This window comes from Gardnerella sp. DNF00476, assembly GCF_049262735.1.
GTDB classification, from domain to species: domain Bacteria; phylum Actinomycetota; class Actinomycetes; order Actinomycetales; family Bifidobacteriaceae; genus Bifidobacterium; species Bifidobacterium vaginale.
Window position 1 is genome coordinate 218,185 of sequence record NZ_CP058401.1, and the last position, 26,636, is coordinate 244,820.

Consider the following 26,636-nt stretch of genomic DNA (forward strand, 5'->3'; position numbering starts at 1 on the left):
TTAAAAAATTTTTGTGTCTGATTTTGCCTATTACCCTTTTGAATATGCTGTTTTTGCACGCGAGACCCTGCGCCCGTTCCCTGGGGAATAGGTTTTTAGAGATTTTGACCGCCCCTGGGGTGGTTTTTATTTGTTATGCCAGCGGTCTCCACGCTTAGCGTGAATTTTAGAGTGACAGCTTTTACATAGAGAAATAAGATTCTCTCTAGCGTGCGTTCCACCTTCAGCAATCGGTTTAATATGATGAACCTGCTCAACAGGAACAAGCACACGATTCTTAAAGCAAAGCTCACAGAAAGGATGCTCTCTCACATAAGAATCTCTGACTTTCTGCCATGCTCTGCCGTAACGCTTGTGAGCATCATAAGGACGCTCGTATTTTTCGTAGCGCCGGTTCTCTTGTTTTAAGTGTTCCTCGCAAAACCTGCCGTCAGTTAAGTTCGGACAGCCTTGATAAGAACACGGTCTTTTAGGTTTTCTTGGCAAGACTCATCCTCCCTCGGGCATGAAAAAAGCCCTGAAAGATTAGTCTTTCAAGGCTTGGTATTTATAATTTTTGCTAAGTTTATAATACCATATAGAAGGCAGTGCCATCTCATGCCAAACCATGCCAAAGCATGCCAACTTTTCTCAATTTTTAGATTCGAATAGGGTTTTCAGGAAAAACAAGATGCTCTAACGCATTACCATGCCATCTGATAACTGTTCTGACACCTGCATGGAGTTCCTTACCAATATCCTCCCACGTCATATTACTCATGTAACGGTAACGTAAAATCATCTGCTCATCCACGCTTTCAAGTTTAGAAATCACATCCAAAATCTGCTCTTTCAAACTGATAAGCATCGTGATCTCCATGTTAATCTTGGCTTCTAAATCCATAACCCTTATAAGAGCTTTCACAAACGGAGCTTCTATACTTCGAGTCGTCTGCACATACTCTCGGTCGTATCTTAATGAAGAAACACTTGTAGCAAGCTCACGCAGTCTTACTACTTCATCCATGTCAGCCTTAATCCGCTTATCAAGAAGATAGGCTTGCCGTAAGTATTCTTTTTTGTTCATTCTTACCTCCATTTTGAGGTAAGTTCTCTCTAGAACCCCTTTCCCTCACTTCGTTAATTGATAGTCTTGCTTTAACCGACTCGATTAAAGCATCCTGCACTTTAGCCTTCATGCTTAAAGCCCTCATCACGTCTTCATCAATCGTGTTCTTAGTGATGATGTGATGGATTACAACCGTGTCGGTTTGCCCTTGACGGTTAAGCCTGGCGTTCGTCTGCTGGTAAAGTTCCAAACTCCAAGTCAGAGAAAACCAGATAAGAGTAGAACCGCCAACCTGTAGGTTAAGACCATGACCCGCGGAAGCCGGGTGAATTAGAGCTACAGGAATTATGCCGGCATTCCAGTCAGCAATATCAGCACTCGTTTTAATCTCACGCACGTTAAAACGTTTCTTAATCCGCTCAAGATCATGCTTAAACCAGTAAGCTACAAGCACCGGTTTACCGTTAGCAGCCTCGATTAAATCCTCTAAAGCATCAAGCTTACGATCATGAATATGAACGCTTTCTTTTTTCTCGTTATAAACCGCGCCGCCTGCCATTTGAAGAAGCTTATTTGAAAGAGATGCTGCGTTAATCGCATCAATCTCTTTACCCTCCAACGACACCACCATATCCTGTTTCAGCTCATCATAGAGTTTTCGCTCCTTACCGGATAACTCTACTTTCACCTCGTTTATCACACACGCAGGCATTTTCAAATAGTCTTTCGACTTCATCGAAATCGTAATATCAGCTATCTGCTTATAGATTAAGCTCTCAGCACCATCTTTAGGCTTATAGGAAAAAATCATGTGCTGGTTACGCTTATCAGGATCAAAAAAGTTCTGCCGATAATACGTAATATAACGGCCTAGTCTTTCACCCATATCAAGCAGCCTAAACTCAGCCCACAAATCCATAAGCCCGTTAGAAGAAGGAGTTCCTGTAAGACCTACAATCCTTTTAACTTTCGGCCTAGCCTTCAGTAATGCTTTAAAACGTTTCGCCTGATACGATTTAAAACTTGAAAGCTCATCTATCACAACCATGTCAAAATTAAACGGTAGGCTGCTTTTCATTATCAGCCACTCCACGTTTTCACGGTTAATAATATAAACGTGAGCAGGCGTTTTTAGTGCTTGAATCCGCTCCTTCTCACTGCCCGTCACAACAGAATAAGTCAAGTGTTTTAAATGCTCCCACTTTTCTAACTCTAAAGGCCACGTAGTGTTCGCAACCCTAAGAGGAGCAATAACAAGAGTTCTAGAAACATCAAACGAGTCAAGCATCAGGTCGTTAATCGCAGATAATGTAATCACCGTTTTTCCTCAACCTAAGCCCATATCCAAGAATAATGCTGACACATCATGCTTTAAGATATGATCTTTAGCATAAGTTTGATATTCATATGGATTGAGCTTCATTTGAAATCACCTCCTTCCCAGAATTTCTTTTCCCTCATATGTAGCTTTGCATGTTCTGACTGAGAAGGAAGCACTAAGAGGTTATCTGGATTGTTATTCCTCTTGTTATGGTCGATATGATGAACTACTTCTCCCGGTTTTAATTTCCGACCAAGCATCTGTTCTGCCACAACACGATGGGTATGTCTCCCATAATATTTGCTGTAAGTTTTGCCCTGACCTTTACCAAAACGAAAATCTCGAAGTTTCGTTTTAATCTCTTGTGTCATGCGTGTTGGATTCAATTTCTGGTTAAGTTCTGTAAGATGCTCGCTCATCTTGGTATAGTCTTTTAGCTGATTATATCCATCTGGATTTTTAGTTTTACTACTAAAATCTGCTAAGCACTTTCTAGAACAAAAGTGAAACTTTTTATTCCTCAACTGACAAACATCTCGTTCGAACTCTATTCCACAAAAGTCACACTGAATCTTTAATCGCATCAATCACACCTCCAATCTGACTCTTCTCATCAACCACGAAAACCTTAAAACCTAAAGCCTGTAAGTCTTTCATCCGTTTCACCTGTAAAACTCTAGGCTTTTTACCTGGTGCTTTAAGCTCCACAAAACCAATCTTGCCGCCATGAAGTAAAACCAGCCTGTCAGGAAGCCCGTCAACGGAAGGACTCGTAAGCTTTAAACAAAGTCCTCCCATTGCTTTGACTTCACAAACGAGTTTTCGCTCAACCTCCCGTTCTCTTACTATTATTTTTTGTTTTCTTATCACTGCTTCTTATCCTTTCTATCGGGACAAGGACGGACAAATGGCTAAAAATCCCTTTACGCGCGAATACACGTGTTACGTGTACGCTATAAGTAATAAATAAAGATTTTATTTAATATAGATTTTCATGTGTTGTCCGTCCCTGTTCGTCCAAAGCCTGTTGTTATGGGTGGGACAAGTGACAAGGTCAGGACAAGCTACATTCAGTTGTCCTGTTTTTAGCCGCTTGTCCACTCAAATTCTGGTATAAATTCTTTGCCTTCCATAGATTGGTATGGTTCTACGATTGTCAGATCTTTGCCAGTCTTTCAAACGTTTCATAATCGCCGATATTGCGTAACTGTCGATAGGCTTAATATCTTCTTTGGCTTTCCCGAAGCATTCGCACCATATTTCAATGTTGGATACTTCCATGCGTTTAATCGTGCCTTTAGGCCGTGTTGGATCCTTCATGTCACGGAAGTAATCTCGCCGCCTGTAAATATCCATTTCATCCCAAGTATCGGGTAGAAGCATGTTAAGATACTCTCTGACAATGCCTTCACGGTCGTCTTGCTGCATGGCTTCACGCTGTTCTTCTTTAGCGAAAGCCTCCAAGCTCTTGTCAAGGAACAGTTCTTCACCCGCTTTGGAAATAACCATGGTTTCCGCCCATATTTGGTCAACCAGTTCTCGTGTCATTTCCCAAGGCTTATACTTGCCGTTTCCCGACACTTTCACATTCCAAAAACGCCGGTTACCAGTAACATCCCTTAAATAACCGTTTTCACTATTCGTTGTACCGAAGAACACGCACTGCCTCGGGTGTGGGGAGACACGTTTTCCAAAAGAAGCACGATACTTATCGTCACGTCTTGAAACAAAAGCTTTTACCTTATCAAGGTCAGCTTTTTTCATGCCCGCAAGCTCGCTGATTTCATGAATCCAATATCCTTGGAGTTTTTCAGCCGCAGTCTTATCGTTCATGTCTGAAAGTGTGAGACTATCTGAAAACCATTCCATGCCAAGGTTTGCTATAAACGTTGACTTGCCGATACCTTGCGCACCGTTAAAAACAGGAAGGTAGTCAAATTTAATACCGGGATGGTAGATACGCATGTATGCTGCACACAGTGTTTTCCTACACACTGCACGAATATACTCATTGTCTTCAGCACCAAGATAATCAATAAAAAGCGTGTCTACACGTTTCACACCATCCCATTGAGGAAGACTCTCAAAATAGCGTCTTATCGGATGATAACTTCTATCATCTGACACTTTCGTGACAGCAATATCATAGTTTCTCTGAGAAAACGAGCCATAATGGTCGTCCACATAGCAGATAAGCTGCGCATCGTCCGCGTCCCTCCAAAACTTCGCAGGATGCTGCCAAGGCACATCGCCTTTAATTTCAAGACCATCCGCCAGCTGGTTAAAAACGATTCCTTTAAGCAAAGGATCATGTTTAATAATGAGCTTCGCATTATAAAGCGAGTTTTCTAAAACCGCGCCTTTAGACGTGTAGCGTAGTTTTTTCTTCCAATCCTCACTGTCAACAAAATCATCTTCCGCTTCCGAGAGTCTCTCGTTTGCCGCTTGAAGTTTTACCTCATCAAGACTCATCGCAAACTCGCTCATTTTCTTAAACGACTCTTTCTCGTCCAAGCTAGCGAATTTGTGCGTGCGAACAATATCAAAAGCGTTACACAGTTTCAAATACGCCGGGTCTTTAGCATGATGAGAGTAAACGAACTTGTCTTCGATAATCTCAACTCCTGCCATACTGTGTGAGGCTATAAGATGCCAGCGGTTTTCGTTATCAGTCGGCTCATACACGTCGCTTAAAAACTTTTCCAAAGCAAGAGTTATCGGATAGAATACTCGGTTAAACAATCCAACCACACCATTTTTTGCGAGTGGATCTTGCACTTTCTGCTTCTGCACCTGATTCGCTTTACTCTCACGAGACGAGGTCGGAAGCCTGGTTGGATCCACCCACTCTAGGTGAGCGGATAAAATATCATCAGGATTAAGCCAGTCTTTTTCAACCTCTTTATACTCGTACACGCCGTTTCGTGGCGTGGACGGCCAGTACATGAGCTGGTTAGGCAAGTAAGAGCATTCATCAAACTGGTCAATACCCAGCATGTCAGCTAAATACCTTGATACTGCTACAAACTCGTCAGGTGTTACATTTCTCGTTAAAGGAAAAACAATTCTCACCCTCGGATTATCAGGCGTGTGGCTGTGTGTCGTGTACAGAAAAGATGTGTAAGGCGCAACACTCTCGTAGTGTGCAATAAAGTCTTTAGCAACATGATCCCCGTCTAAGGCGAGCATGGAGCGAAATTCAACGCTGTCGACTTTTCGTCTACCGTAAGCCAACGCTCCTGCAACGAAACCACCGTGGTCTTTTGCAAGATCACGGTCTGCTTTTTTCATTTTCGCATACTCTTCCGCTGACTCTGAGGTGCGAATTGTCACTTTAAGACGGTCTTTCAGCTCATCATAGGTGATGGTCTTATTTACCCATGTTTTTGCCTGCCTGTTGTTACCGTAAGCGATAGCTAAACTACGCATCAATATTCACCCCCTAAATCCTTATCTGTAAAATACTTAATCGGCTGTTTTCGTTTTTCTGCCAGATTGATTTCTACTTGCATGCCGCCTGTGATTTTTTCTCCGAACACCCATAGTTCGTTGCATTTGCCTAAGAGGATAATGTCCATAAACATTGCATCCCCTCTATGCTTTTGATTCTCATCATCCATGAATGGGAAAAGCAGGTGTGGAGTGATGGGGATTGCTCCGCGTGAATACGCGTAAGCTGCACACTGAATAGCGTGTTGCACGTTTCTTTCTTTATCTCCACGGTAGGGAGCACAAATGTAGACGATAGGCTTAAAGTTCGGTGTCGTTTCTAAATGCTTTTTATAAGACTTACTCATCTTTAGCCTCCTTATCTATCTTGGTTAAATACCATTCAAGCTGGCGTTTTCTAGCTTGGAAATCTGGTGTTGAGATAAGAAGACCTGCATCAATTTTCTGCAAACGATCAATGAGATACATTTGCCCTGATGTGAGGTAAGGACGTATGCTTTGCCCTTTCTCAAGGCCGTTTGTTTCTCTTACTTGTTTTGCAGGCATCCCTAAAACAAGACGGTTGATCATGTCGCACTCATTGCTGTAGTGATAAGCTTTCGGGTGGTCATAAACAAGACTTATATTTTCTGTAAGAACCGGAAACATCTCTCTTGCAGACACAAGGGTTGTTATGAAATCTTCCATCTTATTGAACTGCTTAATATAGAGTTCCTTGAACTTCATTGCTTTAGGGCCTGTATAGCCCATTGCTAAAATGGTGAATCCATCTCTGGTTAGCAAGTAACACGGAAGCTTTCTGCCTGTTGAATCCTTATAACTACTGAGCTCAAAGTTGAGTTCAGTAAATTCTTCACTGAGCCCAGATTTGGGCTCAGTTATTGCCTGGATATCACGAATCACATGAGAATGCCTTTTTTCAAAGAACTGTGCGATAAATCGGCTGTCTACTCTGGCGGTGTTGTTTTTGTCAGCCATAATGCCGTAATTATTCATTGGAATCATTGCTTGCATGGTGAACACCTCCCTTTAATCTCTGCGATAGCTCGCTAACTGAATATTGAAGTTCTTTGATTTGCTGATTTTGGATCTTGGCCATCAGCTCTAACTGTTCAATTCTTTTCTTGATTGTCATCTACATGACCTCCTTCGGATTATTGGAGGAGTTGGTTCCTCCTATGAAGTAGCCACGGCGGATGCCAAAATCTGACGCTTTTTTGAAATTCTTTACTAACTTTTTCTCAGCCCGCTTAAGTTTCTGTGTAATGTTGTTAGCCAAGCGATCCACGGCTTTTTTATAATCGGCATCCGTTTCAAAAGCATCACGGCTAATCATGGATGCAGCTTTTTCGTTAATCGCCATATTCCTAATACGGACAGCCATAAAAAGATCCGCCACATCCGGCTTTAAAATCGAGTAAACAAATGACTCAACTGCCCTATATTCTTCTGAAGCTTTAATCTGATTTACTGTTTTGAAAAAGATGCCAGAGTCTCTAACATCACTCATGCAAGACTCATAATCATCAGTTTCCTCACCGTCTTCACCGCTGTAAGGTCTAGTAAAGCCTTTATGTCTCTCATATTTATGCAGGGAGTTATACTCGGGACGGTTAAACTCAGCATCTACCTTTTCTTGTGCTCTTTTCTCAAACTCTTCTTCGCTTTCATCGGGAAGAAGGTCGATATTAAGCCAGCCTTTAACCTCATCAAGCTTGAGGTCGAATGTTGTAAAATGATTGTCACAACGTAATTGAATTCTCATAAAAAATCCTCCATCTGATTTCCGATGAAGGATTTCCTTGAATTCAGCTCAAATAAGGCATGACAAAACACCACAAGCTAGAATGAAGAATTCCTTCATCTTGACTTGCAGCTGCCTTATTCGGTAAGACTGCTGTACTTATTTAGTTGTTCTATGCGGACTCCGAATAATCCTTAGCTAAGGGATATTTCCGCATAGAGGTTGAGGCTGATGCCTCGGCTGGTGCATTCTGATTGAATAATCAGACCTGCAATTACTTAGATTTTTTAGAGTGGTTACTTTCCACTTTTCTTTGTCTGTGCGAGAGCACTGCCAGCTACAGACTTAGCTGTCTTGCTATAGCGTCCGTCACGCATCACTTTGCTAGCCTTGGAAGCTACTCGCTTCGAGGTCTGCTTAGTATTCTTTTGCATTTTCATCACCTCCTTTTCGCATCGTCTTTTTACGAAACGAAAGGTTCTCTTTTAAGAGCCATTCGTGTATAATAAAGACGTGCTTTATGCACGAATACAGCTCTCCGTTTCGTTAATTAAATTATCTAAAATCTGATTTCAATTGGCTTTAGCGGAGACTTGTTGGAGTCTTGTTGCAGACTTTCAAATTTTGCGTACGGAAGGAGGAAAGATATGACTCAGCTTTGTTTTGGAACATTTGCAGCTACGATGCAACGTGCTCTTAAAGAACAGCATTCTTGGTGGAATAACCATGTTGGCACTACATTAACACCTACAAATAAAACGATTCCTACGCAAAGTATGGCTGGACAGCATTACACAGTACTAAGATTGTTATCCTGGTTAATTGATAGAGATGATATTACTGATCGCAAAGGTAATGTTCTCTTCATCGATGATAGTGTTGCCAGTAAGCTTATAAATCAATCAGTCGAAATGAATGCAGCAATAGTGCAGCGAATCCAAGCTGGCGATTTAGACGATGATGCACTTGCTGAATTTAAAGATATAGAAAAAGAACTCATAAAATATAAAGTCAATGACCTCCTCCGAGAGATGTATGACCTTATTCAAGATGATCCCGAGGTTTCTGCTGCACAAAAGAATGAATTGCTTTTACTGTGCAAAAAAGAAACCTTAGCTCGATTCCTTTCAAACACGTTTCTTTATGCGTGCTGTTTGAAAAATAAGCTAAGGTCTATTGATTTAGACGCAAACGACGGATGGCTCATCCATATATCAGATAACACTTGTCCCATCTGCCATGTCAATAGTTTAACGATTAGTTACGGAACAAGTACTACTGTTCTCTATGATCCTGTTGAATTTTCTGATGCTCCCGATTCTGATGAAATGAAACGAATACTGATTTGTGTTACATGCTATCGCAAGGGAAACTACAAAAAAAGTAAAGATGGCTCTGAACCATCGAGTTGGGAAACGCTGAGAAAAATTTACAAAGACTATATGTTAAAACAAGAAATCGAACAGGTTTTTGAAAACAATAATCTTGACTCTCAAATAAAAGGTGTTCTTAATGAACTCGTAGAAAAACCTACGGATGAAGCATTAAAGAAAAATAGGCCTGAAAATTGGAATCCCAAAAAAGTTACACAAAAAATCAAAAAAGAGGAATGGATGCTGGCTAAGTCGATTAAGACATTGGCTGACACATATTATTTTTATGTGCAGTCTATTTTTGAAAGCCTTGATAATGGCTCGACTAAACGGTTTAGCAGAATTTGTGATCAAGTAGGTTCTTGTTACAAAGAAGTGGCTGAAAAAACAGATGACCAGCGCCAAATTTTCTACGATATTAGAAACTGGATTGCAAGGCATGCCGGAGTATCTGAGAATTCGCAGGAAGCATTAGTTATTGCAGCATTTTTCGTACAGAATTGTGAGGTGTTCGATGAAATATCCGAGTAAGGCAGTGCCTTTTGAAAAATCTACTTTTTCATATTTTATACCGATACTGCAGGCTTTAAACGGGCATCAATACACGCCTCTAAACCTTTATACAAAAATTCCTATAAATAAACGTCCAACAACTGATGAATACATAGACGCACTTATCTGCTTGTACGTCTTAGGTAAAATTGCTTTAAATGAAGAATTGGGGGTGTTATGCCGTGTTAACTGAATTGTATTGTGACGAATTTAAAGATAGTACCCCTTGTCCAATTACATTTAGCAACGGACTGAATATAGTGCTTGGCACAGAAGGTGCTACAAACTCTATCGGGAAAAGTACCTTTCTAATGATCTTAGATTTTGTCTTTGGTGGAGGAGATTATTTAACACTTTCAAAAGATGTAAAGACTCATATCGGTGACCACAATTTTCGTTACGCCTTTAACTTTAATGGACACAAACACTGTTACATTCGTGGAACTGAAAAGCCTAATGAGGTTCTTGTCTGCGATAATAACTATCACCCTATTAGCTCTATGCCCATAAAAGACTATCGTGAAATGCTTGCTCACGCATATGGAATGGACACTATTGGTATTACGTGGAGAGATGCTGTAAGTCCTACTTTTAGAATCTGGCAAAGAGATAACGACAAACCAACTCTTCCGCTCTCAAGACATAGGACAGATACACATCGTAGCGGTATTGTCAGGCTACTTGCTCTTTTCGATATGCTAAAACCTGTACAAAATGTTCTCACCGCTGAAGAAGAAGCAAAGAGTGCTATTGATGCGGCAAAAACAGCTCCAACAATTTACTGCCTAAATATGGCTTCAAATAAAAAGGAATTCGAAGAGAACATTAAGAGAATTCAAGAATTAGAAGATGAACTACAAGCCGTGCAGGAATCTTTCGGTGAGAAACTACCATCAGAATTAACCAAGGAACAAGCTAAAACGGTTGCTGAATTAAAGCATGCTCAAACGCCTTTACTCAGGCAACGAACAATGTTAAACAATCAATTAAATGCATTAGTTAATAATCATTCGCTCGCAAGTAAACGTCTTAGCAAAGCCGATTTTGAACAACTTAAAGAGTTTGTACCAGAACTTGATGCCGATTATCTTTCTAAAATTGAAGGATTTCACACCGGTATTAAGAAATTACTCACCAAACAAGTAAATGAGGAAATTAAGACTACCGAAGAAAAACTAGAAGTTGTAGATAGTAAGCTTAGGATACTTGATGAGCAAATCACTCATATTACTACTGCTCCGAACATTACTGCGGCAAGTGCTCAAACGTATCATGAGTTAAAAACTGAAATTTCAAATCTTCAGCGTGCCAACCAAAACTTCCAGACAAAGGAAAAGAATAGAGAGACACTTAAACAAGCTCAAGTAGTTATAGAAAAAAGCACAAAAGATATTCTGCATGAGATAGAAAAATCAATTAACGACTATTTGAAAAAAGTCGACGGTAGCTTTACTGACGAGAAAAGAAATCCACCAAAGCTTAACTTAAAGAAGATTGATTCATACAGTTATGCGATTGCTGATGATACAGGCACAGGTTCAGGTTATAGAAGTCTTTTAAGTTTTGATCTTGCATTATTAGAGCATTCAAAACTGCCTGTTATAATGGAGGACTCTTTCCTGTTTAAGCAAATAGAAACAGAAGCAGTAAATCGAATACTCGCACACTATAACACGATTAAGAATAAGCAAATCTTCATCGCACTTGACGAAGCTGATAAATACGACAATAAGGCTAAAGAGATCATAAAGAACAATACTCGCTTGCATCTTGACCATGACTCCGAAGCATTATTTGGAAAGGAATGGGGAAAAAAGAAAAATGCCTAACAACAATACACAATTGCATATCAAACTCGATTTCACAAATCTATGGAAATTGCTGATTGATAAGCAAAAGAAAAAAGAAGACTTAAAACGTGATGCTGGAATATCAGCCGCTTCAGTAGCAAGGCTTAATAAAGGCGAAAACGTTAACACAGAAACACTACTACGCATCTGCCAATATCTTGAATGTGGTATTGCCGATATTTGCGAAGTGAAACAAATAAATAACAATGAGGTAAAATAATGGATAATCAAACGCATAATGCTATTGTTAGTTTTATTTGGGGTATTGCTGATGACTGCTTAAGAGATGTCTACGTTCGTGGTAAATATCGTGATGTTATTCTGCCAATGACGGTTATTCGCCGCCTTGATGCCGTTCTTGAACCTACAAAAGAAGCTGTCCTTAAACTGAAAGAACAGCTTGATAGTGCTGGAATTGACAACCAATGGCCAGTGCTTTGCGCAACAGCAGGACAAGCTTTCTGTAATTCCTCACCTTTTTCTCTACGTGATTTAACTTCACGTGGAAAAATGCAAACTTTACAAACCGATTTTGAGACTTACTTAGACGGATTTTCACCAAACGTTCAAGAAATTTTAGCGAAGTTTAAATTCAGAGAACAAATCAAAACGATGGTTGATGCTGGTATCCTTGGTGCTGTAATTGAAAAATTCGTCTCACCAGACATTAATCTTTCGCCAAATCCGATTTACAAAGACGGAAAACAAACAATCCTTAAACACCCTGCACTTGATAATCACGGCATGGGAACTATCTTTGAAGAACTTTTGCGCCGTTTCAACGAAGAAAACAATGAAGAAGCTGGCGAACACTGGACACCCCGTGATGTCGTTGAGCTTATGAGCGACTTAATCTTTATTCCTGTTGCAGACAAAATCAAAGACGCCACTTACTCCTGCTACGATGGAGCGTGCGGAACGGGAGGAATGCTCACTGTTGCTCAGGAGCGCCTAGAAACTCTTGCTCAAAGACGTGGCAAGCAAGTATCAATTCATCTTTTTGGTCAAGAAATTAACCCAGAGACCTACGCAATAGCAAAGGCAGACATGCTCCTAAAGGGTGATGGCGAACAGGCTGAGCATATTGCCTATGGTTCTACGCTTTCTCTTGATGCCAATCCTTCACTACAATTTGATTTCATGCTTTCCAATCCACCATATGGCAAAAACTGGAAAACAGATGCTGACAAGATGGGCGGAAAGAAAGAAATTCTTGATACGCGCTTTAATGCATACTTGGAAGGCGGCGAAGAACTCAACATGATTCCTCGTGTGAGCGACGGTCAGCTTTTGTTCTTACTTAACAATGTATCGAAGATGAAAAACGATACCGAACTTGGTAGCAGAATTGCTGAAGTTCACAATGGCTCTTCTATTTTCACAGGTGATGCTGGAAGCGGCGAAAGCAATGCACGCCGCTATCTTATCGAAAACGACCTGGTAGAAGCTATTATTGCTGTGCCAGACAATATGTTTTATAACACAGGTATTGCCACCTATATTTGGATTCTTTCTAACCGCAAAGAAGAGCGTCGCAAAGGTAAGATTCAACTCATTGATGCCACTGCTATGAAGTCGGCTTTGCGCAAGAATATGGGTAAGAAAAACTGCGAATTTACGCCTGAACTCCGCAAAGAAATTGTACGTATATTCATGGGAATGGAAGAAAGCGAAGTCAGCAAAATCTTTAGGAACGAAGACTTTGGCTACTGGTCAATTACTGTAGAGCGACCGTTACGTTTGCGTATCTATCCTAAGCGGGAAATACCAGCAGATACCTTCAAAAAAGATGAGGATTTACAAACTGTACGAGCTGCGTTAGAGAATTTACCTGCTTATACTCCGCTTGATGACTGGACGACGTTTGCGAAAGCTACAAAGCTCAAAGCTGCCCAGCTTAAAAAAATCCGTCCATTCATCACTGAAAGAGACGAAACAGCCAAAGCCGTCAAAGATGAAGCAGACCCCGATTTACGCGACACGGAAATTGTGCCCTTTACGTACGAAGGCGGTATTGACGCTTTTATGCAAAAAGAAGTGTTGCCGTATGCTCCCAATGCGTATGAAGACAGCAGCAAACGCCAGATTGGATATGAGATTAGCTTTACGAAATACTTCTACAAGCCTGTTAAGCTTAGGAACATGGATGACATTTTAATCAACCTCACCTGCCTCGAAAGAGAAACAAAAACTTTGGTAGATAGCATCATGGAGGGGTTGAAATGAGAAAAGCATACGAGGAATATAAGGCAACCGGCATTCAGTGGTTGCCAAAAATACCGAAGCATTGGGAATATAAGAAGATTAACAGTTTGTTTTTAGAGCGAAAGACAAAAGTTTCAGATAAAGATTATCAGCCCCTTTCTGTGACAAAAAGCGGTATTCTACACCAGTTGACGGATGCAGCAAAATCAAGTGATAGCGATAATCGAAAACTTGTTCTAGCTGGTGACTTTGTAATTAATAGCCGCTCAGATAGAAAGGGGTCCTGCGGTGTTTCAGCTTTAGATGGCTCTGTATCATTGATTAATATTGTTTTAGAGCCAAAAAGGAAACTTGAGCAATTATTTGTTCATTATTTATTACGTTGTCAGCCATTTTCTGAAGAATATTATCGTTATGGTCGAGGTATAGTTGCCGATTTATGGACCACAAGATACAGCGAAATGAAATCTATATTTCTACCCATACCACCACGCGAGGAGCAAGAGCAAATTGTGCGTTTTCTCGATTGGAAAATATCGAGCATCAATAAGCTCATCAACCTCAAGCAACAAGAAATAACGGAACTGAAGGAACTTAAAAAAGCAACCATTAGCGACGCTGTTACGCATGGTCTGGATAAAACCGTTCCCATGAAAGACGGCGGCATCTCTTGGCTAGGAAAAATTCCCCAACATTGGGAAATACTTTCGTTGAAACATGTATCTCGCATCAATGCTTCTATTGCTAATGAAATAGCTAAGCTAAAAGATCTAGATTTAGTTACATTTTTACCTATGGAAAATATTAGTGAAACTGGGAATATTGATTGTTCTATTAAGCGTCCCCTAAAGGAAGTACGTTCAGGATTTTCTTCTTTTTCAAAAAGCGATGTAGTAATTGCTAAGATAACCCCTTGCTTTGAAAATGGTAAAGGTGCTTGTCTTGATGAGTTAGATACCACAATAGGATTTGGAACAACAGAGCTTATCACCCTAAGAGCTAATAGTAGAATACTGCCTAAGTTTCTCTACCTAATCACCGTGTTGCAAGAATTTAGAAAATTAGGTGAAAGAGCAATGACTGGATCAGCAGGGCAAAAACGTGTTCCATTAACTTATATAAAAAATTTTACTATTGGTATACCACCTATTGAAGAGCAAAAACATATATTACTGGAAGTTGATAAAAGGTCAAAGAGTATAGATAAATGCATTTTAAGTAAACATGAAGAACTAAAAACATTGCACGACCTAAAATCAAGCCTTATTGCCGACGTGGTTACCGGTAAGATAGATGTGCGAGATGTTGAGATACCAGACTATGAACAGGTTGAAGAAACTCTCTATAAATCAGATGATAACGACACATTACAGAGCGAAGATGAAATACCAGAGGAGGTGTAATTATGCCTGAAGACAAAAAAATATCTAGTGCCGATAATCAAGGCGACCTTGTCATTTATCAAAGCGATGATGGTGAAACAAAAATTGACGTGCGTTTCGTGGATGAAACAGTTTGGCTGACGCAACAACAAATGGCTGAGCTATTTCAATCATCTCGTACAAACATAACTGAACATATTAGACACATCTATGAAGAAGATGAACTTGATGAAGTTTCAACCTGTCGGAATTTCCGACAGGTTCGAACAGAGGGTACAAGGCAGGTTACACGAGATATTCCACACTACAATCTCGACATGATTATCTCCCTTGGTTACCGCATTAAATCCAAAATTGCGACTAATTTTCGTCGTTGGGCAACTGAACGTTTGAAAGAGTACATGATCAAGGGTTTTACCATGGACGACGAACGCTTAAAACAGCTCGGAGGTGGCAATTATTGGCATGAACTCTTAGATCGTATTCGTGATATTCGTTCTTCAGAAAAAGTCATGTATCGTCAAGTGTTGGATTTATATGCCACAAGCGTGGACTATAACCCAAAAAGCAGAGAATCCCTTGCATTCTTCAAGATGGTGCAAAATAAGCTTCACTATGCTGCTCATGGACACACCGCAGCTGAAGTGATTTTTGAGCGAGCGGATGCGAATAAACCTTTTATGGGCCTTACTACTTTTTCCGGCGATTTTCCAACAGCAAAAGACACGCATATTGCTAAAAATTATTTATCAGAAGATGAGCTGAAGATATTGAATAGTATTGTTTCAGGATATTTCGATTTTGCTGAAGTGCAAGCTATGCGTCACAATCCTATGCATATGAGTGATTATGTGGAACACTTAGATCACATTCTTTCTGCTACCGGAGAAAAGCTTTTAAATGGTGCAGGCAAAGTCAGCCATAAGCAGGCAATAGAAAAAGCAGATAAAGAATATCAGCGTTTTATTGTCAATAATCTTTCTCCCGTTGAAAAATCTTACCTTGACACAATAAAAAGCCTTGAGAAAACAGCAAAGAAAAAAGCGGAGGAATAAGTGCGATGACGACGTTTACCAACACAAAAGAAAACGGCCTAGAAACACTCATTGTCAATTGGCTTGTTGAACATAATGGTTATGAAGAAGGCACCAACGCTGATTACAACAAGGAATATGCCATTGACGAAACGCAACTTTTCCGCTTTCTTAAAACAACGCAGCCTGAACAATTTGATTTGTTAGGCATAGGACAATCTGAACAAAAAAGACACTCGTTCCTGAACCGCCTACAATCAGAGCTGGCTAAACGCGGTATTATCGATGTTTTGCGTAATGGAATCAAAGTTTACCCTGCAGACATTATTCTGTTTTATCTCACACCGAGTGAAAATAATATAAAAGCACAAGAACATTTTGAGCAAAATATTTTTAGCGTAACAAGGCAACTTCGTTATTCTTCTGATGCAACCAAACTAGCACTGGATCTTTGTGTGTTCATTAATGGGCTTCCTGTAATCACCTTTGAATTAAAAAACCAGCTCACCAAACAAAATACAGATGATGCTGTAGAACAATACAAGATGGATCGAGATCCACGAGAGCTTCTATTCTCTTTTAAGCGTTGTATGGTTCATTTTGCTGTTGATGATGAACAAATTAAGTTCTGTACAAAACTAGCTGGTAAAGATAGTTGGTTCTTGCCGTTCAATAAAGGTTACAACGATGGTGCTGGAAATCCGCCGAACCCGAATGGCATTATGACAGATTACCTGTGGAAAGATATCTTAACAAAGGAAAAGTTAGCTCTCATCATAGAAAACTATGCTCAGGTTGTTATCGATATTGACCCAGAGACCAAGAAGAAGACAGAAAAACAAATCTTTCCACGCTACCATCAGCTAGATGTTGTGACCAAACTTTTAGCCGATGTCAAAGCACATGGTGCTGGAAAGAGATATCTTATTCAACATAGTGCCGGCAGTGGTAAATCAAACTCCATTGCATGGCTCGCTCATCAGCTCATAGAGCTTGAACATGACGGGCACCCGATTCTTGACTCCGTAATCGTTGTCACCGATCGAAAAATTCTAGATAAGCAAATTCGTGATACGATCAAACAGTTTATGCAGGTAAACAGTACAGTCATATGGGCAGACCATTCAGGCGAGTTAAGAAAAGCAATTACTGATGGTAAGCGTATTATCATTACTACCGTTGAAAAGTTCCCCTATATAGTTTCAGAAATTGGGCCGGAGCATAAAAACAACCATTTCGCCATTATTATCGATGAAGCCCACTCAGGTCAAAGCGGCAGAAACGCCGCTCAGATGAACTTAGCTCTATCTGGTCGTGCTTCAGATGATGTTAACGACAACGAAGATAAAATTAACATCATGATGGAAGGCAGAAAGTTACTTAGTAATGCCAGCTATTTTGCTTTTACTGCTACACCAAAGAATAAAACCTTAGAGTCTTTTGGTGTACCTTACGAGGAAGCAGGAGAAATAAAGCACAAGCCATTCCACGTTTACACAATGAAACAGGCTATTCAAGAAGGCTTTATTCTAGACGTTTTGAAAAACTACACAGCTATTGATAGCTATTATAAGCTCATGAAAACCGTGGAAGATGACCCAATGTTTGATAAAAAGCGCGCACAGAAGAAGCTTCGTAGTTTTGTAGAGGGCAATAGCTTTACCATAGCTAAAAAAGCTGCCATGATGGTAGAGCATTTCCACGAACAGGTTATAGCAAAAGGAAAAATTGGTGGTCAAGCACGCGCAATGGTTGTAACAGCAAGTATCCCACGCTGTATTGAATACTACTTTGCGATTAATAAATGCTTAGCTGATCGCCATAGTCCATATAAAGCTATTATCGCTTTTTCCGGTGAACATGCGTATAACGGTCAAGAACCACCTTTAACTTCAGCAGGATTAAACGGTTTTCCAGATGCTAACATTCCGAAAGAATTTAAGAAAGACCCGTATCGTCTGCTTATTGTGGCTGATATGTTCCAGACAGGCTTTGACGAACCACTATTGCATACAATGTATGTCGATAAGCTCTTGTATGACATTAAGGCTGTACAAACGCTATCAAGATTGAATCGTTCTCACCCACAAAAACATGATACTTTTGTGCTTGATTTTGCAAATAAGCCTGAAGATATTGCTAAGTCTTTTTTGACATACTATAAGACAACAATTCTCTCCGGTGAAACCGATCCCAATAAGTTGTATGACCTTGTAACAACAATGGAAAATTATCAGATTTATACTAAAAATAATGTAGACCTGCTTGTTAATAACTATTTAAACGGTGCAGAACGTGAACAACTCGACCCTCATTTAGACGCATGCGCAGCACTCTACAAGCAATTGGATACAGATGATCAGATTACCTTCAAAAGTGCGGCTAAATCCTTTGTAAGGACCTATGGATTCTTAGGTGCCATTCTGCCATACGGTAATGCTGAATGGGAAAAACTATCTATATTCCTAAATCTTCTTATTCCAAAGCTTCCGTCTCCAAGAGAAGAAGACTTATCTCAAGGAATTCTTGACTCAATTGACTTGGAAAGCTATCGAAATGAAGCAAGAGATAGTCTATCCATAAAATTAGAAGATGTAGATAATGAAGTGGCTCCCGTTCCATCAGCAAGTGTGCCACACATCTTAAATCCTGAGATGGATTTGCTGTCTACCATCCTTTCTAATTTCAATGATATTTTCGGAAATATCGATTGGAAAGATGCCGATAACGTTAAAAGGCAAATTCTGGAAATTCCGGCAATGGTTTCAAGGGACAAAAAATATCAAAATGCCATGCGTAATTCTGATGAGCAAAGTGCACGGTTAGAAAGCGAACGAGCTTTACAACAAGTAATTATTGCCATCATGTCCGATAACATGGAATTATTCAAACAATTCCAAGATAACCCTTCATTCAAGAAGTGGTTATCTAATATGGTATTTAATCTCACCTACAACAAAGAAGGTAAGCCATACACGCCACCAAAAGAAGAAAAATAACACGTAAAAGTACAGGGGGTGACTTTTAAATTTTAGAAGTTACCTCTTTTTTGTTAGAAAAAGTGTAGGATATTCCTCATGTCTTAAACCTAAGAACACCCCCTTGTCTAAATAGCACACACCCTTAAAAGCAAAAAAGACACCCCCCAAAAAAAGAAAAAGTCTAGCGTCAATTCACGCTAGACTTTCATTCACGTTCTTCCGTTTCGCAAGCCTACAATAAACCCTTATTTACAGTGTTCTTTTAAGCAGCAACAACCAAGCTCTGTATCATTTCCTGTAAAGTTATCTCTCCTCCATACGGTACAGGAAAGTTTCTAAACTCCTATTTCCTAACTTCCAGCTGGGTGCAAAGTGGGTGCACCTTTTAACCTTTAGTTTTTCCTATATTACTACGGTTATCACTGCTTTGCTTTTTCAGTTATTTCAATTCTCGATTCGGTATGTCTATATACGCTCTAATTCCAACTTATATCAAGTTTTATTGCTTCTTTTTTGATCTATATGTCTGCTACTTCGCAATAGCTTTCCCATTAAGACAGTGCACCATGTAATGCGCAAATCCATCGTTTTTACAATTTACCTTCTTCTTATCTGAAACCTCGGTGACACCATTCTCACAATCTACTTCAAGGCTTGCATCCTTGGTGATTGTTCCTTCTAAAATACTCATGCCATTTAACGTATCAAGCGTACAAACATGAGTTACTTCTACGTTTGTTGCTGAAGCCAACCCATTATAACATTTAAGAAAGACATCATCCGCCTTCAAATTAACAACTTCTACCTTGCCATTGTTCACTTCTACATAAAGCTTACCAATCTCAATATCCGTGATGAGCACTTGATTAGAATCAGATTCAACCTCACAAACTTCCACATCATGTGGCAAACTCACAACAATTTCAGGCATACCCTGAGTAAGCCACCTCACCCAATTCGAAGCTGAGACTTTTTTAGTTTGAATAAGCCTTATAACATTTTGCGCTTCCTCAACCCTCAATATATCTTGTTCACAGTTAACAAAGCTCACACCAAAGGTATCAGCACGTTTCACCGTTAAACGAACATCTTTCGTCTCTGCGATAAACTTCTTATTATCCATTCCTTAAGCACCTCCTCGTGCACATACTAATAATCAGGTTTCATTTTACCTTTTGAGCTATATTTTCCCACTTCACAGGGTGGGTGCAAAGTGGGTGCACTTTTTAACGTTAACATCCTGTGCACTCAACCCTAGAGCGTCGACATCTTCCCTCAAACAGCCAAACTGCACTCAAAAATCACGAGAACCCAGCTTAAAGCCGCCGCACATTAAACCTTTTAACGATAGCCCTCGCTAACCCCTGCTACACAAGGGCAAATTTGCACCCACCTAATCAGCCCTTGACATCAATACGACACTCTCGACGTGATGAGTTTCCGGATATAAGTCGAATGCGCGCAAAGACTGAACGCTGTAGCCAAGCTCACTAAACGTGCCAACATCGCGAGCAAGACTAGTCGGATCGCAGGCAACGTACACAACAGCTCTTGCTCCAGACTTCGCAATCTGCTTACAAACTTGAGCTTTAGCACCAGCGCGCGGAGGATCCAACACAACAACATCTGGATGCGCAAATCGGCGCACAATTTTAGACGATTTACTCGCCTTAAACACCTGCGATTCAAGCGTTTGCGCAACATCCCCTTCAAGCGCTTCAACAATATCTCTGCTAAGCCCTGCGCGCCCAATGTTTCGCCTTGCGTTCTTTACAGCAATCGGCGCACCCTCAATACTAAGCACGCGCGCTGGCTCTGCAGAACCAAAAGTGCCAGTAGTACCAAGAGCACCCACAGCACTAGAAGAATCTCCTCCAACATTAGCCAAAGTCGCAAGCGGAATCGTAAACAAACCCGATCCAGAATACAAATCCCACAAAACCGTATTCTTAGTACGACCACCAAGCGCAGAACGAACTAATCCCAAAACGTAGTTCACCAAATGCTCTGGAGCTGCGCGATGAATCTGCCAAAAACCGCGGGCGTCAACATCGTAATCAAAAGTACGCATACGCGATGAATCTCCATCAACAGCAACGCGTACACTCTCACTCAACAATGCCGATCCTGCAACCAACTCATCATTTACTATAAGCGCATAATTTTCGCCAATCGCACTAAGAAGCGCAGCCTTATCATTAAAATCAAAACCATCAACTCGAGGCTCTGGAACAGCAAGACGAATTTGCGCATTTGGCGAGAAAGAACGATTCCACAAGTCCAAAGAATCCGCAACAGCCAAAACCGCGCGCGACGCAAGTGGCATAGTATCAATCGCAATGCGATCATGCGACTCGCGCTTACGCATAGACAATCGCCCTTCATCATCCGCAACCAACTCCATGCGCGTACGCCAATTAAACCCGTTAAGCTCCTCATCCCCCGGCATGCGCTCAACAGTAATATCGCTATCCGCAATATCCATATGCGCTAAACGCTGGAATTGATTGGCAATTACGGACGCCTTCCAACGAATCTGCCCAGGCAAAGAAACATGAATTAAATCCGCGCCACCAACTCCGCCACCCTGAGCCAAAGGACCAGCGAGCTTCCATTGCGGCTCTACACGATCAGCGCTAGGCTCCAAAACTTCCACAACTTCCCCAGTAAAAAAGTGCGCTTTTGCACGCATCGGCTCATCCATGCGCACAACAACCAGCTCACCAGGTAGCGCAAATCGCACGAATACAACGCGTCCGTCAAGATGACCTACGCATCTTCCTTGATCCGCATAACGCTCGATTCGCATCGTCACTTGCATAAACTACCCCTTAGTTTTGCGTTTTGTTAAGCCAATTCGCTAACACTGATTTTTGTTAAGCTGATTTTACTTCACTTGAATTTACATCGTTTTTATCTTCGTCAATCTGATTTTCTTCACGATAATTTTCTTCGCGATTTTTATGATGAAGACGCATAAACGGCGTTGCAATAATCAAGTAAGAAACCCAAATTGCGAGCGCCCAGAATGGCAATCCCATAAGCAATCGAACAGTGCCGAGCCAGACAACGTGATTCGTCAAATATAATGGCACTTGCAAAACAAGCCTCAGAGCAAAAACACCAATCCACAATCCAGTAACATACATGTATGCACGCTTAAGCGGCTTATAATCAAGCCATTCGTGCAGCCACTCGCCAAAATTTTCCGTAGGCATTTTGCGAATCGATTCAATCACAAGCCCAAGCGCTGGCACGCGCACAATCAGCGAAATCGCAAGAAGCGCACCATACACAGCGTTTGTAATAAAGCCCATCATGTAGTAGTCGCGAGCTTGATGACTCGTCCACACCCAAATAAGGCAAATCCCTACAGAAACCAACCCACTTAGAGCACCCATAATCGACTGGCGTTGAATCATGCGCGCCACAACTTGCAAAACTGCAAGAGCTGCAGACGCAATAACCGTTGTTTGTACGTTTCGCGTTACAACAAAGCAAATAACAAACAGCAAGCCTGGCAGCATGGATTCAATTACGCCTCGAACTCCTCCAAGGGAGTCAATAACAGAAAACGTGTTTCCTTCAGATCCAATAGAAGCCAAAGAGGCTAATCCTGAGCGTTTTTTGCCGCGCGAATCTTTTTCCAAGACAATATCCTTTGCTGCCTGACTTTTACTATCGACTCTTAACTATCGACTCTTAACTATCTGATTTCAGAAAACATTGGTCCACGAGTTAGCGTGGTTTTGACTTCTACTTGCTGATCTGCACCAAGTGGACCCTTTGGACGACCTAGATTTTCTTCAGAATCGTCAGAACCAGCAGAACCATCTTTACCTGCATTACTTGGAGCAACCAAATCGTGCATTGGAATCATATCTCTAGGAGCAAGTGGCTCTGTTCCGCGGTCTATAACAATATCACTAAACCACTTGTTAAGAAGCACAGTCTCTTCGCTTGTTTTTTGCGACTCTAAAGCAGCACTCCCAGAAAACACTCCGCGAAGCATCCAACGCGGACCATCCACACCAACAATTCTAGTTTCCACTGTCTTATCGTCAACCTTGACTGGAAGTATGAGTTCCTTGCCAAAAACTCCATTCGCTTCCCTAGCATTAGAGTTTCCCTTAAGCAAATCCGCACGAACTTCACTCCATATTCCTTCTGTTTTAGGAGCTGCAAATGCTTCAACCTCAATGCTAGAAGATTTATATGTAACAGTTATGCCAAGAACTTGACCAGTTTCACGCTGCTTTTTTACTCGCAACTCTATACCTTGTAAATATGGTATATATATGGAGCCGAAATCAACATAAGTACCTAAATTAGGTAGTTTCTCATCAGACATGTCCCATGGACCTCTAAGACTTCCGCGTCCTAAGTACGTGTCTGCATCATATCCGCCTGCAGTCAGATCGCTTAGAGCGGAATTTTGGGATTGAAATTCTGCAAGATTCTCAGCATCATCTTTGGCAGCTTTCGACTTGCGCTTGGATTTAAACCATCCCATGGCTCCTCTTTTCTAATGGATTCTTCTTAATAAGCTCTAATTGCCATTTTTCGATGAATACTTTACATATTTCTAATGGCTATTTTTACTCAACTTCACCAGCCTATCACAAGCAAAGCAAAATCACACATTATATTTTATGTTTAAAGCAGCATGGTCAGACCAGCGAGAATCGTAGCTTTGAGCACGATCAATCACGAATCCGCACGCAGTTTCTGCAATTTCAGGTGTTGCAAACTGATAGTCTAATCGCCATCCAACGTTATTATCAAAAGCTTTACCTCGTTGACTCCACCAAGTGTATGGTCCTTGAATATCGCCAGCAAGCATACGCATAACGTCCACAAATTCATACTCGTTAATCCAACGATCAATATAAGCGCGTTCCTCTGGCAAAAATCCAGCACTTTTCTCATTCGCTTTAGCGTTTTTAATGTCAAGAGGCGTGTGTGCAATATTAAAATCACCGCATAAAATCGCCTGATTTCCGCCACTTGCAGCAATATCTCTAAGCTCCCCTAATCGCTTTAACATAGTATCTAGAAAGCGGAATTTTTGCTGCATTTTCTGTGGATCATCAACGTTTCCAGCGTGAACATACACAGATGCAACAGTAATATCATACCCTTGCGGAGTATGTACGTCGGTTTCTACCCATCGCCCAGAATCAACGTCTTCACTTAAACCAGGCAAACCGTAACGCTGCTCTACAACTGGCAAAGTCGTTACAAGCGCCACACCAGCTCTACCTTTTATTTCACAAATCTGATTTGTAACAGAAAATCGCCTGTCATTTTGACCAGATTCACCACTTTTAGACGTATACAAATCCTTGATTTTACTCATAATCGGATCAATCGCATCTTGCGGAGCGCGAACCTCTTGCATACACCACACATCTGGCGTGTGATCTTGAACCCAATCGAGCATCCCCTTGCGCCAAGCCGCACGAATCCCATTCAAATTTGAAGTCGTAATTGTAATCATAAGTTCCACTCTAATATGCACACAACACAAAGTACGCAAAAATAAAGGTGCAGAAGTTTTGACTCCTACACCTTTATTTTAAATTTAAATTTATTTTAAATTTATAGTTTATAAGACACTAGTTTTAAGGCCCATAAACCAGCTTGCGACTAATCCAAGCCAAGTTCCAAATTTCCACCTGGAATTGCATCGAGAAGATCGCGAGTGTACTCCTTTTGAGGATGATCAAACACTTCGTCGGTTGTAGCATGCTCAACAAGTTTGCCATGTTGCATAACAACAACCTCGTCCGCAATCTGACGAACAACAGCCAAATCGTGAGTGATGAACAAGTAGCTTAATCCTCGCTCCGCTTGCAAATCGTTAAGCAAATGCAAAACCTGATCTTGCACAAGCACATCCAAAGCAGACACAGCTTCGTCGCAAACGATTACATCCGGATCCAATGCCATAGCACGCGCAATCGCAATGCGCTGACGCTGTCCGCCTGAAAGCTCGTTCGGGAAGCGAGTCATAACAGAAGCAGGCATACGAACCATGTCCAAAAGCTCGCGCACACGATTCTGTCTACTCTTTTTATCGCCAATCTTATGAATTCGCAAAGGCTCTTCAATAGAACGATAAATCGAATACATTGGGTCTAGCGAACCATAAGGATTTTGGAATACTGGCTGCACATGTCGACGGAAGTCAAGCAAATCAGCACCCTTGAAATCAGCAATATTCTTGCCTTCGTAAGTAACTGTTCCACTTGTTGGATTTAGAAGTCGCAAAACCATGTTTGCAACAGTAGACTTACCAGAACCAGACTCACCCACGATTGCCAACGTTGTTCCGCGCTTAATCGAGAACGAAACATCGTCAACAGCCTTGAAAAGCTCCTTCTTGCGCGGAAGCTTAAACTCTCGGGTTAAGTGATCGACTGTAATAATATGCTCGCTCTTTTCAAGAGCTTGCTCGCCTACTACGTGATGCTCAAGCAAATTATCCGCGTTACCACCATGCTCCTTAACGGAAATGATTCGTTGAGAAGCAAGACTTGGAGCGGCAGCAACAAGTCGCTTAGTATAAGGATGCTGAGGATGCTGCAAAACGTCCAAAGATGGACCAGATTCAACAACGCGACCCTTATACATAACAACAACGTGCTGTGCGCGAGCTGCAGCCAAACCTAAATCGTGAGTAATAAAGAGCACAGAAGTGCCGAGAGAATCAGTAAGCGTATGCAAATGGTCAAGAATGCGCTTTTGCACAGTAACGTCGAGTGCGGAAGTTGGCTCATCTGCAATAAGCAAATCTGGGCGGCACGCAAGGCCAATCGCGATTAACGCGCGCTGACGCATACCGCCGGAAAACTCGTGTGGGAATTGCCTTGCGCGAGTTGCTGCATCTGGCAAACCAGCTTCATCAAGCAAACCAGCAATGCGGTCTTCAACACTTGCTCCAATAACATACTTTTTTGCGATTTCCCAAGCTTTGTCGTCGTCTACGCCATACTTGATTAAATCGTCTGCAACGCGCCAACGAGTTTCGGAACCTGGAACCCACTCTTTTTTGTAGTATTCCATAGCTTCATTAAACTTTTCGGCATTTGTTTGCTCACTAAGACCAACCTGCGCCAAAGCTTGCTTTGCAGCGTCCAATAATGCGCTCAGTTCTTTAGAGCCAAGGAAGATTTCATCTTCATTGCTTTTGACTTCTACAGCGTCTCCTGCTAAAGCTTCTGCAAGTGCGGAGCGCTTCTCATGACTAACGTCAACGCCATTTGCAAGAAGAGCCTCTTTAACTTGAGTTCCAATTCGCCAAACAGGATTAAGGTTGCTCATAGGGTCTTGCGGAACCAATCCCATTGCTGTACCGCGCAAAGCCGCATAATCTTTAGGCTTTAGATTACTTATTTCTTGACCTTTAAGCTTAATAGAACCACCCGTAACGTGACCTGTTCCTGGAAGCAAGCCTAAAACCGCCATTGCAGAAGTTGACTTTCCAGAACCAGATTCACCCACGATTGCAACCCATTGACCTGGGTAAACGTTGAAGCTCGCATCGCGAACAGCGTGTACGGCTTTTTTAGAATCCGTTGTAAAGTCAACTTGAAGATTTTTAACTTCCAGCAAAGGACCCTGCTCACGTTGCATTGCAAGGGTATCTACATTTTTACGTGTTGCTGTGTTCATAATCACTATTCCTCCACGC

The 26,636-nt window shown here is 41.3% G+C and carries 24 protein-coding genes and 1 pseudogene; 8 read left to right on the forward strand and 17 right to left on the reverse strand.

The annotated features are described in order from the left end of the window. Positions 1-126 precede the first annotated feature (126 nt). The 11 genes and pseudogenes from HXT25_RS00915 to HXT25_RS00965 all read right to left on the reverse strand — a co-directional run bounded on the left by HXT25_RS00915 (position 127) and on the right by HXT25_RS00965 (position 7,997). The gene (locus HXT25_RS00915) at positions 127-486 is read right to left on the reverse strand and encodes an HNH endonuclease (protein ID WP_422118587.1); all 360 of its coding nucleotides are present in this window, start codon (positions 484-486) and stop codon (positions 127-129) included. Positions 487-637: 151 nt separating this feature from the next. Beyond that, a complete protein-coding gene (locus HXT25_RS00920) occupies positions 638-1,066 on the reverse strand; it encodes an RNA polymerase subunit sigma-70 (RefSeq protein WP_410310515.1) in 429 nt (142 codons plus the stop codon). After that, positions 1,026-2,471, reverse strand: a pseudogene (locus HXT25_RS00925) (SNF2-related protein). Before HXT25_RS00925 ends, HXT25_RS00920 begins: the two are co-directional and overlap by 41 nt. After that, positions 2,468-2,953 (reverse strand): HNH endonuclease, encoded by a 486-nt coding sequence (locus tag HXT25_RS00930; protein ID WP_420028010.1) that lies wholly within the window; start codon positions 2,951-2,953, stop codon positions 2,468-2,470. Before HXT25_RS00930 ends, HXT25_RS00925 begins: the two are co-directional and overlap by 4 nt. Beyond that, entirely contained in the window at positions 2,931-3,167 is a 237-nt protein-coding gene (locus tag HXT25_RS00935) for a VRR-NUC domain-containing protein (protein ID WP_422118588.1), read from the reverse strand. The genes HXT25_RS00930 and HXT25_RS00935 overlap by 23 nt, the downstream gene beginning before the upstream one ends. A gap of 303 nt (positions 3,168-3,470) precedes the next feature. Then, positions 3,471-5,798: a VapE domain-containing protein gene (locus HXT25_RS00940; RefSeq protein WP_422118589.1), complete on the reverse strand. Its 2,328-nt coding sequence runs from the start codon at positions 5,796-5,798 to the stop codon at positions 3,471-3,473. Then, positions 5,798-6,166, reverse strand: a complete 369-nt coding sequence (locus HXT25_RS00945; protein ID WP_422118590.1) for a hypothetical protein — start codon at positions 6,164-6,166, stop codon at positions 5,798-5,800. The genes HXT25_RS00940 and HXT25_RS00945 overlap by 1 nt, the downstream gene beginning before the upstream one ends. Continuing rightward, complete coding sequence (locus HXT25_RS00950) at positions 6,159-6,833, reverse strand: Rha family transcriptional regulator (protein WP_057002103.1); 675 nt, start codon at positions 6,831-6,833, stop codon at positions 6,159-6,161. Before HXT25_RS00950 ends, HXT25_RS00945 begins: the two co-directional genes overlap by 8 nt. Then, positions 6,808-6,954 (reverse strand): hypothetical protein, encoded by a 147-nt coding sequence (locus HXT25_RS00955; protein WP_180946766.1) that lies wholly within the window; start codon positions 6,952-6,954, stop codon positions 6,808-6,810. Before HXT25_RS00955 ends, HXT25_RS00950 begins: the two co-directional genes overlap by 26 nt. Further along, positions 6,955-7,584, reverse strand: a complete 630-nt coding sequence (locus HXT25_RS00960; protein WP_422118591.1) for a hypothetical protein — start codon at positions 7,582-7,584, stop codon at positions 6,955-6,957. Positions 7,585-7,859: 275 nt separating this feature from the next. Beyond that, positions 7,860-7,997, reverse strand: a complete 138-nt coding sequence (locus HXT25_RS00965; RefSeq protein WP_180947116.1) for a hypothetical protein — start codon at positions 7,995-7,997, stop codon at positions 7,860-7,862. Positions 7,998-8,210: 213 nt separating this feature from the next. Here HXT25_RS00965 and HXT25_RS00970 point away from each other — a divergent pair, with 213 nt between their 5' ends. From HXT25_RS00970 to HXT25_RS01005, 8 genes are read left to right on the forward strand one after another with little or no spacing between them, the layout of a single operon-like run. Continuing rightward, entirely contained in the window at positions 8,211-9,467 is a 1,257-nt protein-coding gene (locus tag HXT25_RS00970) for an ABC-three component system protein (RefSeq protein WP_285085150.1), read from the forward strand. Beyond that, the gene (locus HXT25_RS00975; RefSeq protein ID WP_285085148.1) at positions 9,451-9,681 is read left to right on the forward strand and encodes an ABC-three component system middle component 7; all 231 of its coding nucleotides are present in this window, start codon (positions 9,451-9,453) and stop codon (positions 9,679-9,681) included. Before HXT25_RS00970 ends, HXT25_RS00975 begins: the two co-directional genes overlap by 17 nt. Then, entirely contained in the window at positions 9,671-11,317 is a 1,647-nt protein-coding gene (locus HXT25_RS00980) for a DUF2326 domain-containing protein (RefSeq protein WP_285085147.1), read from the forward strand. Before HXT25_RS00975 ends, HXT25_RS00980 begins: the two co-directional genes overlap by 11 nt. After that, positions 11,310-11,558: a helix-turn-helix domain-containing protein gene (locus HXT25_RS00985; RefSeq protein WP_285085146.1), complete on the forward strand. Its 249-nt coding sequence runs from the start codon at positions 11,310-11,312 to the stop codon at positions 11,556-11,558. The genes HXT25_RS00980 and HXT25_RS00985 overlap by 8 nt, the downstream gene beginning before the upstream one ends. Continuing rightward, positions 11,558-13,564 carry a type I restriction-modification system subunit M gene (locus tag HXT25_RS00990; RefSeq protein ID WP_422111922.1) on the forward strand — a complete coding sequence of 669 codons (2,007 nt, stop codon included), beginning with the start codon at positions 11,558-11,560 and terminating at the stop codon, positions 13,562-13,564. Before HXT25_RS00985 ends, HXT25_RS00990 begins: the two co-directional genes overlap by 1 nt. Further along, on the forward strand, positions 13,561-14,946 hold the full coding sequence (locus tag HXT25_RS00995) for a restriction endonuclease subunit S (protein WP_422118592.1): 1,386 nt from the start codon (positions 13,561-13,563) through the stop codon (positions 14,944-14,946). The genes HXT25_RS00990 and HXT25_RS00995 overlap by 4 nt, the downstream gene beginning before the upstream one ends. A gap of 2 nt (positions 14,947-14,948) precedes the next feature. Further along, positions 14,949-15,980, forward strand: a complete 1,032-nt coding sequence (locus tag HXT25_RS01000; RefSeq protein WP_285085143.1) for a virulence RhuM family protein — start codon at positions 14,949-14,951, stop codon at positions 15,978-15,980. A 5-nt stretch (positions 15,981-15,985) separates the two neighbouring features. Next, positions 15,986-18,958, forward strand: coding sequence for a type I restriction endonuclease subunit R (locus tag HXT25_RS01005; RefSeq protein WP_422118593.1), 2,973 nt, complete (start codon positions 15,986-15,988; stop codon positions 18,956-18,958). A gap of 511 nt (positions 18,959-19,469) precedes the next feature. Here the strand turns inward: HXT25_RS01005 and HXT25_RS01010 are convergent. The 6 genes from HXT25_RS01010 to HXT25_RS01035 form a co-directional block, all read right to left on the reverse strand. Then, positions 19,470-20,063, reverse strand: coding sequence for a DUF4097 family beta strand repeat-containing protein (locus HXT25_RS01010; RefSeq protein ID WP_004111245.1), 594 nt, complete (start codon positions 20,061-20,063; stop codon positions 19,470-19,472). Between the two features lie 270 nt (positions 20,064-20,333). Further along, entirely contained in the window at positions 20,334-21,761 is a 1,428-nt protein-coding gene (locus tag HXT25_RS01015; protein WP_101887656.1) for a class I SAM-dependent RNA methyltransferase, read from the reverse strand. A 55-nt stretch (positions 21,762-21,816) separates the two neighbouring features. Next, the gene (locus tag HXT25_RS01020; RefSeq protein ID WP_101887657.1) at positions 21,817-22,590 is read right to left on the reverse strand and encodes a DUF3159 domain-containing protein; all 774 of its coding nucleotides are present in this window, start codon (positions 22,588-22,590) and stop codon (positions 21,817-21,819) included. A gap of 56 nt (positions 22,591-22,646) precedes the next feature. After that, positions 22,647-23,453 carry a DUF3710 domain-containing protein gene (locus tag HXT25_RS01025; RefSeq protein ID WP_004114681.1) on the reverse strand — a complete coding sequence of 269 codons (807 nt, stop codon included), beginning with the start codon at positions 23,451-23,453 and terminating at the stop codon, positions 22,647-22,649. A gap of 123 nt (positions 23,454-23,576) precedes the next feature. After that, the gene (locus tag HXT25_RS01030) at positions 23,577-24,440 is read right to left on the reverse strand and encodes an exodeoxyribonuclease III (RefSeq protein WP_004113341.1); all 864 of its coding nucleotides are present in this window, start codon (positions 24,438-24,440) and stop codon (positions 23,577-23,579) included. Positions 24,441-24,589: 149 nt separating this feature from the next. Next, a complete protein-coding gene (locus HXT25_RS01035) occupies positions 24,590-26,617 on the reverse strand; it encodes a dipeptide ABC transporter ATP-binding protein (protein ID WP_004113343.1) in 2,028 nt (675 codons plus the stop codon). Positions 26,618-26,636: the final 19 nt, after the last annotated feature.

What these genes read in the sequence shown, in the direction of transcription:
- HXT25_RS00985 (WP_285085146.1), top strand. Translation starts at nt 11,310, where the DNA reads ATGCCTAACAACAATACACAATTGCATATCAAACTCGATTTCACAAAT.
- HXT25_RS01010 (WP_004111245.1), bottom strand. Translation starts at nt 20,063, where the DNA reads ATGGATAATAAGAAGTTTATCGCAGAGACGAAAGATGTTCGTTTAACG.
- HXT25_RS00945 (WP_422118590.1), bottom strand. Translation starts at nt 6,166, where the DNA reads ATGAGTAAGTCTTATAAAAAGCATTTAGAAACGACACCGAACTTTAAG.
- HXT25_RS00975 (WP_285085148.1), top strand. Translation starts at nt 9,451, where the DNA reads ATGAAATATCCGAGTAAGGCAGTGCCTTTTGAAAAATCTACTTTTTCA.
- HXT25_RS00990 (WP_422111922.1), top strand. Translation starts at nt 11,558, where the DNA reads ATGGATAATCAAACGCATAATGCTATTGTTAGTTTTATTTGGGGTATT.
- HXT25_RS01015 (WP_101887656.1), bottom strand. Translation starts at nt 21,761, where the DNA reads ATGCAAGTGACGATGCGAATCGAGCGTTATGCGGATCAAGGAAGATGC.
- HXT25_RS00955 (WP_180946766.1), bottom strand. Translation starts at nt 6,954, where the DNA reads ATGACAATCAAGAAAAGAATTGAACAGTTAGAGCTGATGGCCAAGATC.
- HXT25_RS00920 (WP_410310515.1), bottom strand. Translation starts at nt 1,066, where the DNA reads ATGAACAAAAAAGAATACTTACGGCAAGCCTATCTTCTTGATAAGCGG.
- HXT25_RS01035 (WP_004113343.1), bottom strand. Translation starts at nt 26,617, where the DNA reads ATGAACACAGCAACACGTAAAAATGTAGATACCCTTGCAATGCAACGT.
- HXT25_RS00935 (WP_422118588.1), bottom strand. Translation starts at nt 3,167, where the DNA reads ATGGGAGGACTTTGTTTAAAGCTTACGAGTCCTTCCGTTGACGGGCTT.
- HXT25_RS01000 (WP_285085143.1), top strand. Translation starts at nt 14,949, where the DNA reads ATGCCTGAAGACAAAAAAATATCTAGTGCCGATAATCAAGGCGACCTT.
- HXT25_RS00970 (WP_285085150.1), top strand. Translation starts at nt 8,211, where the DNA reads ATGACTCAGCTTTGTTTTGGAACATTTGCAGCTACGATGCAACGTGCT.
- HXT25_RS01030 (WP_004113341.1), bottom strand. Translation starts at nt 24,440, where the DNA reads ATGATTACAATTACGACTTCAAATTTGAATGGGATTCGTGCGGCTTGG.
- HXT25_RS00950 (WP_057002103.1), bottom strand. Translation starts at nt 6,833, where the DNA reads ATGCAAGCAATGATTCCAATGAATAATTACGGCATTATGGCTGACAAA.
- HXT25_RS00965 (WP_180947116.1), bottom strand. Translation starts at nt 7,997, where the DNA reads ATGCAAAAGAATACTAAGCAGACCTCGAAGCGAGTAGCTTCCAAGGCT.
- HXT25_RS01025 (WP_004114681.1), bottom strand. Translation starts at nt 23,453, where the DNA reads ATGGGATGGTTTAAATCCAAGCGCAAGTCGAAAGCTGCCAAAGATGAT.
- HXT25_RS00940 (WP_422118589.1), bottom strand. Translation starts at nt 5,798, where the DNA reads ATGCGTAGTTTAGCTATCGCTTACGGTAACAACAGGCAGGCAAAAACA.
- HXT25_RS00960 (WP_422118591.1), bottom strand. Translation starts at nt 7,584, where the DNA reads ATGAGAATTCAATTACGTTGTGACAATCATTTTACAACATTCGACCTC.
- HXT25_RS00930 (WP_420028010.1), bottom strand. Translation starts at nt 2,953, where the DNA reads ATGCGATTAAAGATTCAGTGTGACTTTTGTGGAATAGAGTTCGAACGA.
- HXT25_RS01005 (WP_422118593.1), top strand. Translation starts at nt 15,986, where the DNA reads ATGACGACGTTTACCAACACAAAAGAAAACGGCCTAGAAACACTCATT.
- HXT25_RS00995 (WP_422118592.1), top strand. Translation starts at nt 13,561, where the DNA reads ATGAGAAAAGCATACGAGGAATATAAGGCAACCGGCATTCAGTGGTTG.